The 15397-nt window shown below is 72.8% G+C and carries 11 protein-coding genes; 6 read left to right on the forward strand and 5 right to left on the reverse strand.

What is annotated here, in order from left to right:
• The first annotated feature begins 61 nt into the window (after positions 1-61).
• Entirely contained in the window at positions 62-1099 is a 1038-nt protein-coding gene (locus ACFPCV_RS13660; protein ID WP_378056487.1) for a DUF8017 domain-containing protein, read from the forward strand.
• Here the strand turns inward: ACFPCV_RS13660 and ACFPCV_RS13665 are convergent.
• On the reverse strand, positions 1086-2684 hold the full coding sequence (locus tag ACFPCV_RS13665) for a DUF885 domain-containing protein (RefSeq protein WP_465251561.1): 1599 nt from the start codon (positions 2682-2684) through the stop codon (positions 1086-1088). The two genes, ACFPCV_RS13660 and ACFPCV_RS13665, sit on opposite strands and share 14 nt — an antisense overlap.
• 73 nt (positions 2685-2757) lie before the next feature.
• Entirely contained in the window at positions 2758-3252 is a 495-nt protein-coding gene (locus ACFPCV_RS13670) for a GbsR/MarR family transcriptional regulator (protein WP_378056489.1), read from the reverse strand.
• An 83-nt stretch (positions 3253-3335) separates the two neighbouring features.
• On the opposite strand from ACFPCV_RS13670, the gene ACFPCV_RS13675 reads away from it, so the two are divergent.
• The 4 genes from ACFPCV_RS13675 (at position 3336) to ACFPCV_RS13690 (ending at position 8523) form a co-directional block, all read left to right on the forward strand.
• Positions 3336-4259: an ABC transporter ATP-binding protein gene (locus tag ACFPCV_RS13675; protein ID WP_378056490.1), complete on the forward strand. Its 924-nt coding sequence runs from the start codon at positions 3336-3338 to the stop codon at positions 4257-4259.
• Positions 4256-5899 carry an ABC transporter permease gene (locus tag ACFPCV_RS13680; protein ID WP_378056491.1) on the forward strand — a complete coding sequence of 548 codons (1644 nt, stop codon included), beginning with the start codon at positions 4256-4258 and terminating at the stop codon, positions 5897-5899. The genes ACFPCV_RS13675 and ACFPCV_RS13680 overlap by 4 nt, the downstream gene beginning before the upstream one ends.
• 119 nt (positions 5900-6018) lie before the next feature.
• The gene (locus tag ACFPCV_RS13685) at positions 6019-7245 is read left to right on the forward strand and encodes an MFS transporter (RefSeq protein WP_378056492.1); all 1227 of its coding nucleotides are present in this window, start codon (positions 6019-6021) and stop codon (positions 7243-7245) included.
• Positions 7246-7347: 102 nt separating this feature from the next.
• Positions 7348-8523 (forward strand): lytic transglycosylase domain-containing protein, encoded by a 1176-nt coding sequence (locus tag ACFPCV_RS13690; protein WP_378056493.1) that lies wholly within the window; start codon positions 7348-7350, stop codon positions 8521-8523.
• On the opposite strand, the gene ACFPCV_RS13695 is transcribed toward ACFPCV_RS13690, so the two are convergent.
• The 3 genes from ACFPCV_RS13695 to ACFPCV_RS13705 form a co-directional block, all read right to left on the reverse strand.
• Positions 8483-10135 carry a PucR family transcriptional regulator gene (locus ACFPCV_RS13695; protein WP_378056934.1) on the reverse strand — a complete coding sequence of 551 codons (1653 nt, stop codon included), beginning with the start codon at positions 10133-10135 and terminating at the stop codon, positions 8483-8485. The genes ACFPCV_RS13690 and ACFPCV_RS13695 overlap by 41 nt on opposite strands.
• A 344-nt stretch (positions 10136-10479) precedes the next feature.
• Positions 10480-11100 carry a helix-turn-helix transcriptional regulator gene (locus ACFPCV_RS13700; RefSeq protein ID WP_378056494.1) on the reverse strand — a complete coding sequence of 207 codons (621 nt, stop codon included), beginning with the start codon at positions 11098-11100 and terminating at the stop codon, positions 10480-10482.
• Between the two features lie 94 nt (positions 11101-11194).
• On the reverse strand, positions 11195-12457 hold the full coding sequence (locus ACFPCV_RS13705; RefSeq protein ID WP_378056495.1) for a COG1470 family protein: 1263 nt from the start codon (positions 12455-12457) through the stop codon (positions 11195-11197).
• Positions 12458-12679: 222 nt separating this feature from the next.
• Here ACFPCV_RS13705 and ACFPCV_RS13710 point away from each other — a divergent pair, with 222 nt between their 5' ends.
• A complete protein-coding gene (locus ACFPCV_RS13710; RefSeq protein WP_378056496.1) occupies positions 12680-15391 on the forward strand; it encodes a winged helix-turn-helix domain-containing protein in 2712 nt (903 codons plus the stop codon).
• Positions 15392-15397: the final 6 nt, after the last annotated feature.

Below are 15397 nucleotides of genomic sequence, written 5' to 3' on the forward strand. Positions count from 1 at the left end.
AGCGGATTGTTTCGCCGGGATATCTGCCCGCGCACAGCGTGTTCGGGCTATCGTCCTGGCTGTGACCGGATGGCAAGGGAACGACGGCGGCCAGGGTGGCTGGAACCCCCAGCCCTTCGGGCCCGATCCGGGGACGAACAAGTACGGCACCGACCCGTACGTGAACCAGTACGGCACCGATCCGTACAGCGATCCGTCCTCCAAGGCCGACCCGTACGCCCAGTACCCGCCGCCCGGTTATCCGCCCACGGGCGCTTTCCCGGCGCAGGGCTATCCGCCGACGGGCGGTTTTCCCGCGCAGGGCTATCCGCCGCCGCCACCGCCGCCGAAACGGTCCAAGCTGCCGATGATCCTGAGCCTCGTGGCGATCATGATCATTGTCGGCGCGGTCGTGGCCATCGTGCTGGTGAACCGAAAGGACACCCAGACCGCGCAACCACAGCCGACGAGCACGACCGAGTCGACGGCCGACCCGGCGCCGACGACGGAGTCGTCCGGATCGTCGTCGTCGGCGGATCCGCCGCCCACCACGGGCGGTGGCCGGCACGACGACTGGATCACCGTCGACAACACCGCCGACGCGGGCCTGAGCTACCAGGTGCCGCCGGACTGGAAGGAGTCCTCGACCTCCCGCCAGAGCGGCCTGGACGTCGACTTCACCGGTGACGCCGACTACGGCCTGTACGAGTGCGGCGGCAGCGCCTACGTCCGCACGTTCGCGGCGAGCGGCGACGTGCAGGGCAAGGGCGGCAAGGATCTCGACCTGTCGGCAACGCTGACCGACTTCGCGAAGTCCTTCGCCACCACCTACTACGGCAACGACGCCGAGGTCGACGTGCCCACGCCGACCGAGGCGGCCGTCGAGGGCAGCACCGCGATGACGCTGACCGCGAAGGTCACGCCGGAGGTCACCAAGCCCGACTGCCAGGCGACCTCCGGGGAGGTCGCGCTGGTCGGCGTGCTGCTGGAGTCGGACGGTCAGCCCAACGGCGTCGCCATGCTGGTCGTGGTGAACGACCTGGCGGGCGGGCCCGCCGAGCCCGCCCCCCTCGGCGCCGACGTGACGCAGGAGATCCTGAAGACCGTCAGGGCAGGCTGACCGTCGCCCACGCGGTCACCACGTCGGCGAGCACCGCGAGCGGCAGCGAACCGTTGCCCAGCACCACGTCGTGGAACTCGCGGATGTCGAACCGGTCGCCGAGCGCCTGCTCGGCCACCCCGCGCAGGCGCTGGATCTCCAGGCGCCCCACCATGTACGACAGCGCCTGTCCCGGGTACGCGATGTACCGGTCGATCTCGTTGCCGATGTCCAGGTTCGACATCGGGGTGTTCTCCCGCAGGTAGTCGACGGCCCGCGCGCGGCTCCAGCCCAGGGCGTGCATGCCGGTGTCGACCACGAGCCGCCCGGCGCGCATCGAGTCCATGGCGAGCATGCCGAGCCGGTACACGTCGGACGAGTACAGGCCCATCTCCTCGGCCAGCCGCTCGGTGTAGAGCCCCCAGCCCTCCGCGTACGCGGTCGGGTTGACCACGCGGCGGAACATCGGCAGGTGCGTCAGCTCCTGCGCGAGCTGGATCTGGAAGTGGTGGCCCGGCACGGCCTCGTGGAACGCCATCACCTCGGACACGAACCGGTCGCGTTCCTCCGCGCGGTCGGTGTTCGCGAAGTAGATGCCTGGCCGCTGCCCGTCCATGGACGGCCACAGGTAGTACGCGGCCGGCGCGCCGGGCGCGTCGGCCGGCGGGACCGGTTCGATCTTGCACTGCTGCGAGGCGAGCCGCCCGAACCAGCCGGGCGCGGCGGCCTCGGCGCGGGCCACGGCCTCGCGCGCGGAGGACAGCAGTTCCTCCGCGTCGCGCCAGCGCATGGCCGGGTCGGTGGTCATGCGCTGGAAGATCTCCGCGCGGTCGCTTGTCCCGAACACGCGCGCGCCGACCTCGGCGTACTCCTCGGTGAGCCGCTCGATGACGTCGAGACCGGTCTGGTGCAGGTCGTCGGGGGTGCGGTCGGTGGTGGTGTGGATGCGGGCGAGGGTGCGGTACAGCTCGTCGCCGCCGGGCAGCCAGCAGACGCCGACCTTGTCGTCCGGCCTGCCGTGCGGGAGGAACTCGTCGGTCAGGGCCTGCCGGTACGCGGCGAACGCCGGGCGCACGACGGTGGCGAGCACCTCCTCGCGCGCGGCCGCGAAGTCCGCGGGCACCTCCTGGCGGGCGAGCGGGTCGTTCGCCGGGTCGGCCAGGTAGCGGTCCAGGTGCGCGATCGCGTTGCGGACCGTCCGCTCGACCGGCACCCGCCCGGCGGCGACGCCGTCGCGGTGGCGCGCGGCCACGGTCTCGAGGTAGGCGGGCACCGCGCGCAGGCGCGCGAGGTAGTCGTCGCGGGCCTCCGGCGTGCTCAGCGGCACCATCGGCAGCGTCATGATCAGCTCGGCCGCGGGTGCGACGAACAGGTCGCTGATCGTGAACTCGACCTGGCGGGTGTCGATCTCGTCGATCATCTGGTCCGCGTGGTGGATGACCATCGCCCTGGTCACGGCGTCGTCGGTGGACAGGCCGGCGGGGTCGACGGCGGTCATGCGCGCGGCGATGTCCTGGGCACGCGTCCGGAGGTCGTCCTGGGCGGTGGCCGAGCGGTCGGCCAGCGTACGGCCGTGTCCCGGCACGCCGAGGATGGACGCGTACATCGGGTCGGCGTGGAAGACCAACTGGAGGAGCTCGTCGGCGAGCTGTGTCACGGTGTTCGTCACGCCGGTCACGCTACCTGGGCGGGTCCTGCTGGTACTCCCGCCATTTCCGCATCATCACGGGCATCTGCTCGCGGAGGAACTCGAAGAACTGGCGGCTGGTGTTCAGGCGCCAGCCCGCCTTCGTCCCGGCGCCGACCGCGGTGACGCCCTCGGCCATCACCTCGCCCCACGCCTTCAGTTGCGTGTCGCGGTTGGCGTACGCCTCGAACCAGAGGTCGTCGGTCACCTCGTAGTGGTCGCGGCGCTCACCGGGGTCGCGGCGGCGCACGATCAACCCCACCTGCACGAGGTAGCGCACGGCACCCGAGATCGCGGCGGGGCTCACCTTCAGCCGCTCCGCCAGCTCGCCCGCGGTCAGCCTGCCGTCCTCGGTGGTGAGCAGGGCGCCGAACACCCGGCCCGGCATCCGGCCGATGCCCGCCTCGGCGAGCAACAGGGCGAACCGCTCGACGAACCGGTCGACGTCACTTGGCTGATCATCGGGAGCACTTGTCACGTTCTGCATCTTCTCCTCCGGCCGTGTGATCCTGATCAGTTTATACGTTTTCTTAACTTCACAACTTTGTGAAACCACACTACGGTCGAAGCATGACAACCGCAATTTCCGTGTCCGGCCTGGTCAAGACCTTCGGTCGGACCCGTGCGCTCGACGGACTCGATCTGACGGTGCGCACCGGGGAGGTGCACGGCTTCCTCGGCCCCAACGGATCGGGCAAGTCCACCACCATCCGGGTGCTGCTCGGCCTGCTCCGCGCCGACGCGGGCGAGACCCGCCTGCTCGGCGGGGACCCGTGGGCGGACGCCACCGCGCTGCACCGCCGCCTCGCCTACGTGCCCGGTGACGTGTCGCTGTGGCCGAACCTGTCCGGCGGTGAGGTCATCGACCTGCTCGGCCGCCTGCGCGGCGGTCTCGACCAGCAGCGCAGGGCCGACCTGCTGGAGCGCTTCGACCTGGACCCGACCAAGAAGGGCCGGACCTACTCGAAGGGCAACCGGCAGAAGGTCGCGCTGGTCGCGGCCCTCGCGTCGAACGTGGAACTGCTGATCCTCGACGAGCCCACCTCCGGTCTCGACCCGCTGATGGAGGCCGTCTTCCAGGACTGCGTCGGCGAGGAACGCGACCGCGGCCGCACCGTGCTGCTGTCGAGCCACATCCTCGCCGAGGTCGAGTCCCTGTGCGACCGGGTGAGCATCATCCGGCTGGGGCGCACGGTCGAGACCGGCACGCTCGCCGAGCTGCGGCACCTGACCCGCACGTCGATCGCGGCCGAGCTGGCTGGCACCCCCGACGGCATCGCGGGCCACCCCGGCGTGCACGACCTCGAGGTCGACGGCACGCACGTGAAGTTCGACGTGGACACCGAGGAGCTGGACAGCGTCCTCAAGCAGTTGACCCGGGTCGGCGTGCGCAGCCTGACCAGCCAGCCGCCCACCCTGGAGGAGCTGTTCCTCCGCCACTACGAGGCCGACATGGTCACCGGGAACGGCGGGCACGCGGCGGTGGCGGGATGACCGCCACCCTCGCCCGGCCCGCCACCGCTTCCGCTACCGGCCGGCGGGACGGGTTCGCGGGGACCGGCACGCTGCTGCGGCTCGCGCTGCGCCGCGACCGGGTCGTCGCGAGCATCTGGATCCTGCTGTTCGTGGTCATGGCGGCCAGCTCGTCGTCGGCGTCGCAGGACCTGTACACCACGCTGGAGTCGCGGGTGCGGGCCGCGAACGCGGTCAACGAGACACCCGCGATGCTCGCGCTGTACGGCAGGGTCTTCGACCCGACCTCGCTCGGCGCGGTGTCGCTGATCAAGCTCGGCGCGATGGGTGCCGCGCTCGCCGCGCTGGTCGCGATCTTCACGGTGGTGCGGCACACCCGCGCCGAGGAGGAAACCGGCCGCCTCGAACTGCTCGGCGCGGCCGTGGTCGGCCGGTACGCGTCGCTGACCGCCGCGCTGCTGCTGGCCACCGGTACCTCGCTGGTGCTGGCGCTGCTGACCGGGCTCGGCCTCATCGGCACCGGCCTGCCCGCACAGGGCGCGCTCGCGTTCGGCCTGTCGTGGGCAGGCGCTGGGATCGCGTTCGCCGCGGTCGCCGCGCTGACCGCGCAGGTCACCGAGAGCGCGCGGACCGCGCGGAGCCTCGCGGCGGCGGTGCTCGCCGCGGCGTACCTGCTGCGTGCGGCCGGGGACGCCACCGGAACCGACACGTCGACCTGGCTGTCGTGGGTGTCGCCGATCGGCTGGGCGCAGCAGGTCCGGCCGTTCGCCGGGGACCGATGGTGGGTGCTGATCTACCTCGTCGCGTTCGCCGTGCTGGTCGCCGCAGGCGCGTACGCGCTGGTCGCCCGCCGCGACCACGGCGCGGGCCTGCTGGCGCAGAAGCCGGGCAGGCCCGCGGCGAGCCCGTCGCTGTCGAGCCCGCTGGCGCTGGCCGTGCGGCTGCAGCGCGGCGGCCTCGCGGGCTGGCTGGTCGGCATGGCCGTCGGCGGGCTGGTGCTCGGCAGCATCGCGTCGCGGATCGGCGGGTTCGTCGACACACCGGAAGCCCGCGACATGATCATGAAGCTGGGCGGTGAGCGCGGGATCGTCGACGCGTTCCTGTCGGCCGAGATGGGCATCCTCGCCGTGATCGTGTCCGCGTACGGGATCTCGTCGGCCATGCGGCTGCGTGCGGAGGAGACCGCGCTGCGGGCCGAGCCGATCCTCGCGACCCGCGTCGGCAGGGTGCGCTGGGCGGCGAGCCACCTGGTCGTCGCGCTCGCCGGGACGACACTGCTGATGGCCGCGGTCGGCGTGTTCGGCGGGTTCGCGCACGGCGCGGCCAGCGGTGACCTCGGCGAGACGGGCCGTGTGGTGGCGGCCGCGCTGGTGCAACTGCCAGCGGTGTGGGTGCTGACCGGCATCACCGTGCTGGTGTTCGGCGTCGCGCCGGGACTCGTGATGGCGGGCTGGGGTGCGCTCGTGGTGTTCCTGCTGCTGGGGCAGATGGGACCGCTGTTCGGGCTGCCGCGGTGGGCGATGGACCTCTCGCCGTTCACGCACACCCCGAAGCTGCCGGGCGGTGAGTTCGCCGCGGCGCCGCTGGTGTGGCTGACGCTGGTGGCGGCGGCGCTGGTCGCGGCCGGGCTGGCGGCGTTCCGCAGGCGGGACGTCGGCTGACCGTCCACTGCGAGCACCACGACCGCCCGACCGGAACCTGGCCCTGACATGCGAGCTTGTAGAGGAGGAATGAAGCGCGGACCCGGGCGGTTGACCCGTTCGGGTCACGGTCGAGGCTGATGGGGGTGGTCGCGGTTTCCGCGCAGAAGGAGCGGCTGCCCAGCGAGGTGTGGGTGCTCGTCGCGGCCAACTTCGTGATCGCCGCCGGGTTCGGGCTGGTCGCCCCCGCACTGCCGACGTTCGCGCGCAGCTTCGACGTCAGCGTGACCGCCGCGTCGGTGGTGGTCAGCGCGTTCGCGGTGGCCCGGCTGGTGTTCGCGCCCGCCAGCGGGCGGCTCGTCTCGATGCTCGGTGAACGGCGCGTGTACCTGACGGGCATCACGATCGTCGCGGTGTCGACCGGTCTGTGCGCGTTCGCCGCGAACTACTGGCAGCTGCTGCTGTTCCGGTCACTGGGCGGGATCGGGTCGACCATGTTCACGGTGTCGGCGATCGCGCTGCTGATCCGGCTGACGCCCACGCCGCTGCGGGGCCGGGCCTCCGGGCTGTGGGGCACCGGGTTCCTGACCGGCAGCGTGGCCGGGCCGCTGCTCGGCGGTGGGCTGCTGACGATCTCCCTGCGTGCCCCGTTCCTGGTGTACGCGGTGCTGCTGATGGTCGCGGTGCTCATCGTGTGGTGGTTCCTGCGCAACTCGACCCTGGCGGCGAAGGCGGACGCCGAGACGTCGACGTTCACGGTGCGGGAGGCGCTGCGGCACCGGGCGTACGTGGCGGCGCTGGGTTCGTCGTTCGCGAACGGCTGGGCCGTGTTCGGCGTGCGGGTGTCGCTGGTGCCGCTGTTCGTGGAGGAGGTCCTGCGGCGCGACGGCGCGTTCGCGGGCACCGCACTGGCCGTGTTCGCGGTGGGCAACGTGCTGATGCTGCTGGTGTCGGGCCGGATGGCCGACTCGTGGGGCCGCAAACCGACGGTGCTGCTCGGGCTGGTCATCTCCGCGGGCGGCACGATCTGGGTGGGCTTCACGGCCGACGTGCCGATGTTCCTGATCGCGACCGTGATCGCGGGCCTCGGCGCCGGCCTGCTGGCACCACCGCTGCAGGCGACGGTCGCGGACGTGATCGGCTCCCGCGGCCGCGGCGGCCCGGTGCTGGCGACGTTCCAGATGACGGCCGACATCGGCGCCGTGCTGGGACCGGTCGTGGCGGGCCTGCTGGCGGACAACCTGTCCTACGGCGCGGCGTTCGCGGTGACCGGCTCACTGTGCGCGGTGGCCGCGTTCGCCTGGTTCCCGGCGCCGGAAACCCTGCCTGCCAAGACGAAGTCAGAGCCGTCGCCCGCGGTGTCCTGAACGGCCACCCGTTCTGCGTGTCCGCGCCGGAAGTGGTTCCCCCGTGTGCACGAACGCGCGACGCGACCTCGCACCGCGGTGCCGCGGTGTTGTACTCGCGACATGGAACGTGCCGACCGCTCGCCACTACGCCCCGGTCCCTCGCTGGCCGCAGTGCTCGCGCTGTCGGCCACGGTGCTGGTCGTCCCGGTCACCGCGCCGTCCACCCCCGGCACGCCGCCCTCGGCCGCCGACGACCCGGCGGTCCCGGACGGCGCGGTGCCGGACGGCACGGCGGGTTGGCCGCGGGCCGCCGCGCCAGGGGCGGCCGTCCCGGTGCCGATCAGCAGGGTCGGTCCCGGTGGGAGCGTGGCCACCGGGCCGTACTCGGGACTGGCCGGAATTCCCGCGAACGTCTACCCGGCGTACACGCGGGCGGCGGCCCACTTCGCGGCGACACAACCGGACTGCCGGCTGCCCTCGGTCCTGCTCGCCGCGATCGGGCGCGTGGAGTCGGGACACGCACGGGGCGGCCGGGTCGACTCGCGGGGCACGACGCTCACCCCGATCCTCGGCCCCCGGCTGGACGGCGGTCCGGCACTGGCGGCCATCCCCGACACCGACAACGGGAGCTACGACGGTGACACGGTGTGGGACCGCGCGGTGGGCCCCATGCAGTTCATCCCGGGAACCTGGCGCGGCTGGGCGGCCGACGGGAACGGCGACGGGGTGGCCGACCCGCACAACGTCCACGACGCGGCCCGCGCGGCGGGCGCCTACCTGTGCGCGGACGGCCGCGACCTGTCCACGGCGGAAGGGCTGCGGGCCGGCGTGCTGAGCTACAACCGGTCGGAGTCCTACCTGCACCTGATCCGGCGGTGGATGGCCGTGTACGAGCGGGGCGTCGTCGTCGGCCCGGTGGGGCCCGTCGGGCCGGTGGGGCCCGCCGGTCCGGCGTTGCCCGAAGCGGGCCCGGGCAGCCCCGGCTCGGCGACCGGCACCCCGGTGATGGCTCCGGCGCCGCGGCCCGCCACGCCGCCGCCGACGAGTCCCGGGCCGCCGGAGCCGGTGCCCACCACCCCGGCCGCGCCGCCGCCATCCCCATCCCCATCCCCGGCCCCGGTCCCGGCCCCTGCCGAGCCGGTCACGACGACGGTCACCAACGTCGTCGAAGGGACCCTGTGCCTGGTCGACGGGATCCTGGTTTCGGTGACCACGACCACCACCAGCCTGCTGGGCGGTCTGCTCGGGCAGCCGGTCAGTCCCGACCCCGCCGATGGGTGTCCGAGGGCGGGCTGACCCCGTGCCCGGCCCCGGCCACGTCCTCCCACCCACCGGTGGGAGCGCCGCCGTGCACGAGCCGGGTGGCCAGGTGGAGCGCGAGCCGCTCGTCCGGGTCGTTCATCTCGACGTCGAGCAGTGTCCGGATCCGGTCAAGGCGCGCCAGCACGGTGTTGCGGTGCACCCCGAGGCTCAGCGCGGTCGCGGTCGCGGACGACTCGTTGTCCAGATAGCAGGACAGGGTGATCGTGAGGTATCCGGACATGTCCGCGGACGTGAGCGGCAGCAGCAGCCGCTCGGCGAGATCGACCTGGGACGGGGTCGCGTGCTGGTCGGACAGCAACCGCTTGACGCTGCTCGCACCGATGCGTTCGACCGCGCCCGCGACGTTGCGCGCGGCGGCCATCGTGCAGGCACGTCGCGCGTCCTGCAGCGAGTCACGCAGTCCCCCGGTGCCGTTGCCCGGCACGCCGACCCCCGCGCACATCCGCACACCCGGGCAGGACCGCTCGACGTCGAGCAGGACACCCCGCATCGTCCGCAACAGCGTGCCGTCCTCGTCCGGGTCGAGGTCGGTGAACCACACCACCCAGCCGTCGTCGCGGGGCACCGGGTCCGCGGCCAGACCGCGGGTCTCGAGCGCGGTCCGCAGGCGGTACCGGACCGCCATCCCGGACGGCTCGTGTCCGCTCGCCCGGACGTGGACGCCGGTGTGCCTGCCACCCAGACGCCAGCCGGCCGCGGTCGCCTGCTCCAGCACCTCGGAACTCGGCGCGTCCGCCTCGGCGAGCAGCCGGGCCAGCAACCCCGCGCGGGGCTGCTGCTGCCGCTCCAGTTCGACGGCGACGGTGGCGAGGTGCGCGACGAACGCCCACGCCGCGACGCTGAGGGACACGCTGGTGGTGCGCGCGTAGGCGACCGGCCCGTTGGGCACCACCGCCACGAGCCGCAGGTTCAGCGGGCCCGTCGGTCCGAGCCGGACCGGCTGGATGATCAACAGCGAGTCGTCGTCCAGCGCGCGCACCTGCTGGGTGTGCCCCCCTCCCCCGGCCGACGGCCGGCACGCGCGCCGGAACGCCTGCGACAGCACGACCTCGGCGGGCAGGTTGCCCACGGCCAGCCGCCCCTCCGCGTCGAGCAGGCCGACCCGGCAGCGCAGTGTGGACGACAGGACCCGCACCATTCCCTCCGCGTCCGACACCGTCGAGCACAACCGGTGGGACACCGTGTTGATCAACTCCGCGTCCGGCAGGTCGGGCGACCGCACGAACCGGTCCATGGCGGTCACGAGTCTTCGCACGTCGACGTTCTGCCCGGTCAGGACGAGTGGCAGGCCGCACCGCTGGACCAGCTCCCGGATGGTCGCCGGAAGCTGGTCGACGGAGCCGTTGACCAGCAGGCCGCTGGCCCCCTGGCTCGCGGCGCGCACGATCGTCCCGGCCAGGTTCTGGCCGGGGGCGACGAACCGGTCGTGGTCGAGGACGGCGAACTCCCCCGGCCGCAGCCCGGCGAGCTCGTCGTGGGCGCTCACCGCGACGACGGAGCGCACGACGCGGTGCGCCAGGTCGCCGGCGGCCACCACCTCGTGCCCAGGAAGGAACCCGAACGCGAGCAGGTTGCTGAGCGTCATCGACACGACCGCGACTCCTCACTCCTCGCGATCCGCCCTGCGTCATTCGATTGTCATGTCGACCGCTGGGCAGCACCGACCAGCGCCGGATCAGCCGTCAACCGACCATTCCGGCACTCGAAAGCGGCGGATCATCATCACATGTCGGCATAACGAGCCGCGAGGCGCGCGGTTACGACCCTTCCCCAGGTCAGCCCACTCCGAACGGGATCCGCGAAACCGGCCACCGCTTTTGCGGAATCGACGCGAAAATCGAAGGGGCTGGCATCGGTGTCGTTCCGATAAGCGTAACAACCACTTCTTCATTCGTAATGGTTTCGTGGCCCAAACGGTGTCGGGCCGGCTCAGATCAGCCCTTCCCGCATCGCGAACGCCACCGCGTGCGTGCGGTTGCGGAGGTGGAAGCGGCTGACCACGTCGTGCAACGCGTTCTTGATCGTGCGTTCCGAATAGGACAGCTCCTGGGCGATCTCGCGGACCTCCATGCCCTGGGAGATCATCCGGAGCACCGCGGCCTCGCGGTCGGACAGGCCGGTGAACTTCAGCCCCTTCGGTGCCAGCACCTGGTGCTGCAGGCGGTTGACCTGATCGAGGAGACGGCCGACGAGCTTCGGCGAGAGCACGCCGCCCATGGACGACGCCTGGGTCACCGCCGTCACCAGTCTCTCCGGTGTCGCGTCCGCTCTCGCGACCACGCCGCACGCACCCGTCTCGATGACCGACAGCAGCGCGGCGTCGTCGATCGTGGACACCACGAGGATCACCTGCCGGTTGCCATGGGCCCGCAGCTCCCGCACCAGCTGGAGCGCCTGGTCGTCGACGATGTCGTTGACGACGACACAGACCGCCGCTGGCGACGGGTCGGCGACGAGTTCGACCTCCGGCCGGGAACGCAGCTGCGTGGCGACCCCGGTCCGCAGGATCGGGTCGGTCGACGTCACGTGAACGGGGATTCGGGGAGCCATGATTCACCTCGTGATCGACGGGGAGCGGTGCACGTCCACTGTCGACACGGTGCTCAACACGCGCTCAACGCGACTGCACGTGCGCTCACCACGGTCACCGCACGAGCGCCACCGTGAAGTCGCCCGTCGGTGTGCACGGGTCCCGGCGGTTCGTGCACACGACCGCGAGCGTGATCCGCTCCCCCGGGCGGACCAGGGGCGGGTCGTCCGGCACGAAGGTGAGCTCGTCGTTGCCGTCGCGGTTGATCACGGCCAGGTCCACCGTGCCGACCACCACGGAGCCGTGCCTGATCTGGAGCTGCCCGGTGTCGGCGGCGGGGTTGCGCAGCACCACGGACAGCACGCGGTACCGCGCCCCGGCCGGCACCACGTAGGAGAACAGCTGCGGCCCGCCGCCCACGTTCGGGTACGCCCGCGTCTCGATGCGGAACCGGCCGGTCACCGCCCTGCCCCCGGTGGGCGCCGACACGCTCGGCCCGCCACCACCCGCCACCCGGCTCGGGCCCGGCGCCGAGCTCGGCGCGGAACTGGCGGTCGTCGGCGCGGCCGAGCCGGTGGTGGTGGTAGTCGCCGCCGAGCTGGACGGCCGCTCCGGCGACGGGCCCGCGATGGAGACCGGTTGCTGGCGCAGCAGCAAGGTCACGATGATCACCAGGACCATGAGCAGCCCGAAGAGGATGGACACCAGCCAGAACACCCGCCGCGGGATCAGCGCCTTCTGGTCGAGACGGGCGTCGAGCTCGATCTCCTGCGCGTCCGGCACCGCCACGACGATCTTGAACGGCAGCGGGACGTTCTCGCCCTTCCAGAAGTACTTCCTCGGCCGGGCGTCGACGCGCGCGAAGGTCGTGTGGCCGAGCGGCAGCTCGAGGCGCGCGGGTTTGCGCCGGAAGGTGAGGCGCTCGTCCTTGTCGACCGCGCCCACCTCGACCTTGACGGGGTGGTTGCCCAGGTTGTCCAGCGCGAGGGTGTGCCTGCCGATCCGGCGCGCCGTCGACGTCTCCGGCACCACCCCGGCGGCGACCTCGGTGAACGGCTCGACGGTGACCACGCCCTCCTGCACGACCGACCCCGCCGGGTCCTCCCGCGAGGCGATCCGCAGCGCGAACGGGTGTTCGCCGGCAGGCACCTCGTGCGACCGGGGCGGCCGGAAGGTCAGCTCGACGCTGACCTCCTGCCTCGGCATGAGGTTGGCGACGGCGGGCTTGATCTCGGTCCAGTCCGCGGGCGCGCCGCGGACGGTGAAGACGAACTGGTCCACCACCGCGGAGTTGTTGCGGATCAGCACATGGCACCGTGCGGCCCCGCCGGGGGCGACCACGACCGCACCGGTGCGAAGGAGCGCGCTGACAGCCATGCGTCACAGCATGTCCGCGGCCCGCGCACCAGGGCAGCCGCCGCCGAACCAGTCGCCAGGACACGATCCGCTGACCTGACGGGCACGTCCGCCCAGCGGCGGAGGCATCCCCCGGCGCATCGCGCGTGGCCACGCGCGATGTGCGAGTTGCCCACGGCGCCCCGCCGCGATGGGCAGATCGTCTGCTGACCGGGTCCTGCCGCGACAGGCACAGTCGCTGGTGTGCTCAACAGTGACGCCCACAAGGCCATCACACCCCGCAGCGGCCTGCTCGACCGGAACACGGTGCTCGACGACCTCAACGCCGCGGCCGGAGCGCGGCTCCGCCTGCTCACGGGCCCGGCGGGCGCGGGCAAGTCGGTCCTGGCCGGACAGCTGGTGGCCGCGGCGGCCGGCGGTCCCCGTCATCTACTGGTCAGGTGCACGCGCCCGGCCAGGGCAGGCCTGGTGCGTACCCTCGCCCCGCTCGCCGGCTCGCGGGCACACGACATCGCGGGCCTGCTCGCCGACCTCGGCCGGGACGACAGCCCCACGACCGTCGTGGTGGACGACGCCCACGCCCTGCACGACTCGCCGGACCAGAGCGACCTGAACCGGTTGCTCACCGAGGCACCGGACCACGTGCGGTTCGTCGTCACCACCCGGGACGCCCGGCCGCTCGACCTCGCCGACGTGCCGGGGACCGTGCACCAGCTGCGCCACCAGCAGCTGAGGTTCACCGCGCAGGAGGTCGCCCGGCTGTTCGACACCGTCTACCACGCGCCGGTCCCCGACCCGGAAGCGTTGTGCGAACAGGTCGAGGGACTGCCCGTCGCGTTGCGGCACCTGCACCTGGACACGGTCAGGATGACCGGCGCGGAACGGAACGCGGTGCTGCGCGACCCGGTGCACGGCTCGGAACGCCTGCGGGAGTTCCTCACCCGCGCCGTGCTCGCCCCCCTGCCCGGGGACCTGCGCGACTTCATGGTCGAGGTCAGCCCGCTCGGCAGGCTGAGCGGCAGGCTGTGCGACGCGCTGCTCGGCACCGAGGACAGCGAGGAACGCCTGACCGAGCTCGCCGCGCGGGAGGCGTGGACGTTCCACGTGGGGTTGACCGAGTTCCGGTTCCACACCCTGCTGCGCGGCCTGCTCGAACTCCAGCTCGCCGAACGCCGCGGCCCGCACCTGACCCGCCAGACCTACCAGACGGCCCTGGCGCTCCTGACCGACGCGGGCAAGCTGACCGACGCCTACCGCTGCGCGGCCCGCGCAGAGGACTGGGTCACCGCCGCCCGCCTCGCCCACGAGTACGGCCTGCCCACCACCGGTCTCGACGATCCGTGGGTCCACCTCGCGGAGGCGCGGCGGCTGCGTGCGGCAGGCCATTTCGCCGAGGCCCACGCCCGCTACACCGAGGCCGCCGCCCGCCTGCCGGAGGGCCCGCTGCGCTGGCAGTGCGAACACGAACGGATCGCGGCCTCGCACTCGATGCGCGCCCAACCGGCTACGGGCGACCCGGTGGCGTCCGACGTGGTGGGCCACCTGACCGAGGCGTTGCGCGAACACCCGGCCAGGATGGTGGCCCTCGCGGTGCCTTCGGCGAGCCCGGAGTGGATCCTCGCCCGCGCGGTGGCCGCCATGGTCGACGGGCGGATCGACATGGCCGTCGAACTCGCCGAGCCGCTGGCTGGCGCGCCGTCGCCGTTCGCCTCGCTCGCGGCCCGGCTGCTGACCACCGCGATCAGGACCGCCGTGTACGGGAGCGGCACGGTGGCGCAGTTCTACGCGCTGGCCGGAGAGGCGGAGGCGGAGGGCTGGCTGTGGCTCGCCAGGATCGCGCGCGCGACGACCGCCGTGCTGGAACCCTCGGCGTGCGCGGACGCCGCGGCGGCGCTCGCGGAGTTCGAGGCGGCCGGCGACGACTGGGGCTGCCTGATGGCGATGCTGGTGCTGCTGATCGGCCAGTTGCGGGCAGGCCAGCCACGCGACCCGGCGGTGCTGCGGCGCACCCTGGTGCGGCTGCGCCGGATGCGCGCCCCGTTGCTGGAGATGTGGCTGCGGGCCCTGGTGGGCCCGGAGGTCGAACGGATGGAGGCCGCCGACCCGGCGCTCGCCGCGACCGCACCGGCACGACCGTGGGCCAAGGACATGCTCGGCCACAACTGCGCGGCGATCGTCGCTGTCCTCAGCACGCCGCCTGCCGCAACGCACCGGAAGGTGCTGGCCCTCGCGTCCGCGCCCGAGCGGACACCGCCGGTCGCGGTGCGCTGTTTCGTCACGTTCGAGGTGGACGTGCACGGCGAGCCGGTGCCCCTCGACGGGCTGCGCGCACAGGCCCGCCGGGTGCTGCGCGTGCTCGCCGTGCACTACGGCCAGCCGATCCACGAGGAGCGGCTGGCGGCGGTGCTGTGGCCGGACACCGCCGTCAAACCGGCGAAACGAAGACTCCAGGTCGCCATCTCCAGCCTGCGTGTGCTGTTCCGCACGTACCTGCCAGACGACCGGCACGGCGGGATCGTCCGGCACGGCAGCGCCTACCTGCTGCGACTGCCCGCGGGCTCGACCGTCGACGTGGTGGAGTTCGCCTCGGCGATGCGGGACTGGCGACGCGGACAGCATCCGCGCGACCCGCACCACGTGCGCGAGGTCGGCAACAAGGTGCTCGACCTGTACCGGGGTGAGCTCCTCGCCGAGGAGGGCTCCGCGGAGTGGCTCCTCGCCAGGCGCGAGTCGTTGCGCGGCGAGGCGATGGGGGTGGCCGTCGCCCTCGCGGGCCTGGAGCTGGACACGGGCGACCCGGCCGCCGCGGCGGCCGTGTGCGAGCGGGCACTCGCCATCGACGACCTCGACCACCGCCTGTGGACGGTGCTGGCCGACGCCCGCGCGCGACTCGGGGACGGCGACGGGGCGTCCAGGGCCCACGACGCCTACCGCGCACTGCTGGCGGAGGGCTGAGGGCCG

The sequence above is a fragment of the Actinophytocola glycyrrhizae genome (assembly GCF_042653545.1).
In the GTDB taxonomy this organism is placed as follows: domain Bacteria; phylum Actinomycetota; class Actinomycetes; order Mycobacteriales; family Pseudonocardiaceae; genus Actinophytocola; species Actinophytocola glycyrrhizae.

Coding starts and splice junctions, on each gene's coding strand:
- ACFPCV_RS13665 (WP_465251561.1), bottom strand. CDS start 2,684: ATGTACGCGTCCATCCTCGGCGTGCCGGGACACGGCCGTACGCTGGCC.
- ACFPCV_RS13670 (WP_378056489.1), bottom strand. CDS start 3,252: ATGCAGAACGTGACAAGTGCTCCCGATGATCAGCCAAGTGACGTCGAC.
- ACFPCV_RS13675 (WP_378056490.1), top strand. CDS start 3,336: ATGACAACCGCAATTTCCGTGTCCGGCCTGGTCAAGACCTTCGGTCGG.
- ACFPCV_RS13680 (WP_378056491.1), top strand. CDS start 4,256: ATGACCGCCACCCTCGCCCGGCCCGCCACCGCTTCCGCTACCGGCCGG.
- ACFPCV_RS13685 (WP_378056492.1), top strand. CDS start 6,019: ATGGGGGTGGTCGCGGTTTCCGCGCAGAAGGAGCGGCTGCCCAGCGAG.
- ACFPCV_RS13690 (WP_378056493.1), top strand. CDS start 7,348: ATGGAACGTGCCGACCGCTCGCCACTACGCCCCGGTCCCTCGCTGGCC.
- ACFPCV_RS13695 (WP_378056934.1), bottom strand. CDS start 10,135: ATGACGCTCAGCAACCTGCTCGCGTTCGGGTTCCTTCCTGGGCACGAG.
- ACFPCV_RS13700 (WP_378056494.1), bottom strand. CDS start 11,100: ATGGCTCCCCGAATCCCCGTTCACGTGACGTCGACCGACCCGATCCTG.
- ACFPCV_RS13705 (WP_378056495.1), bottom strand. CDS start 12,457: ATGGCTGTCAGCGCGCTCCTTCGCACCGGTGCGGTCGTGGTCGCCCCC.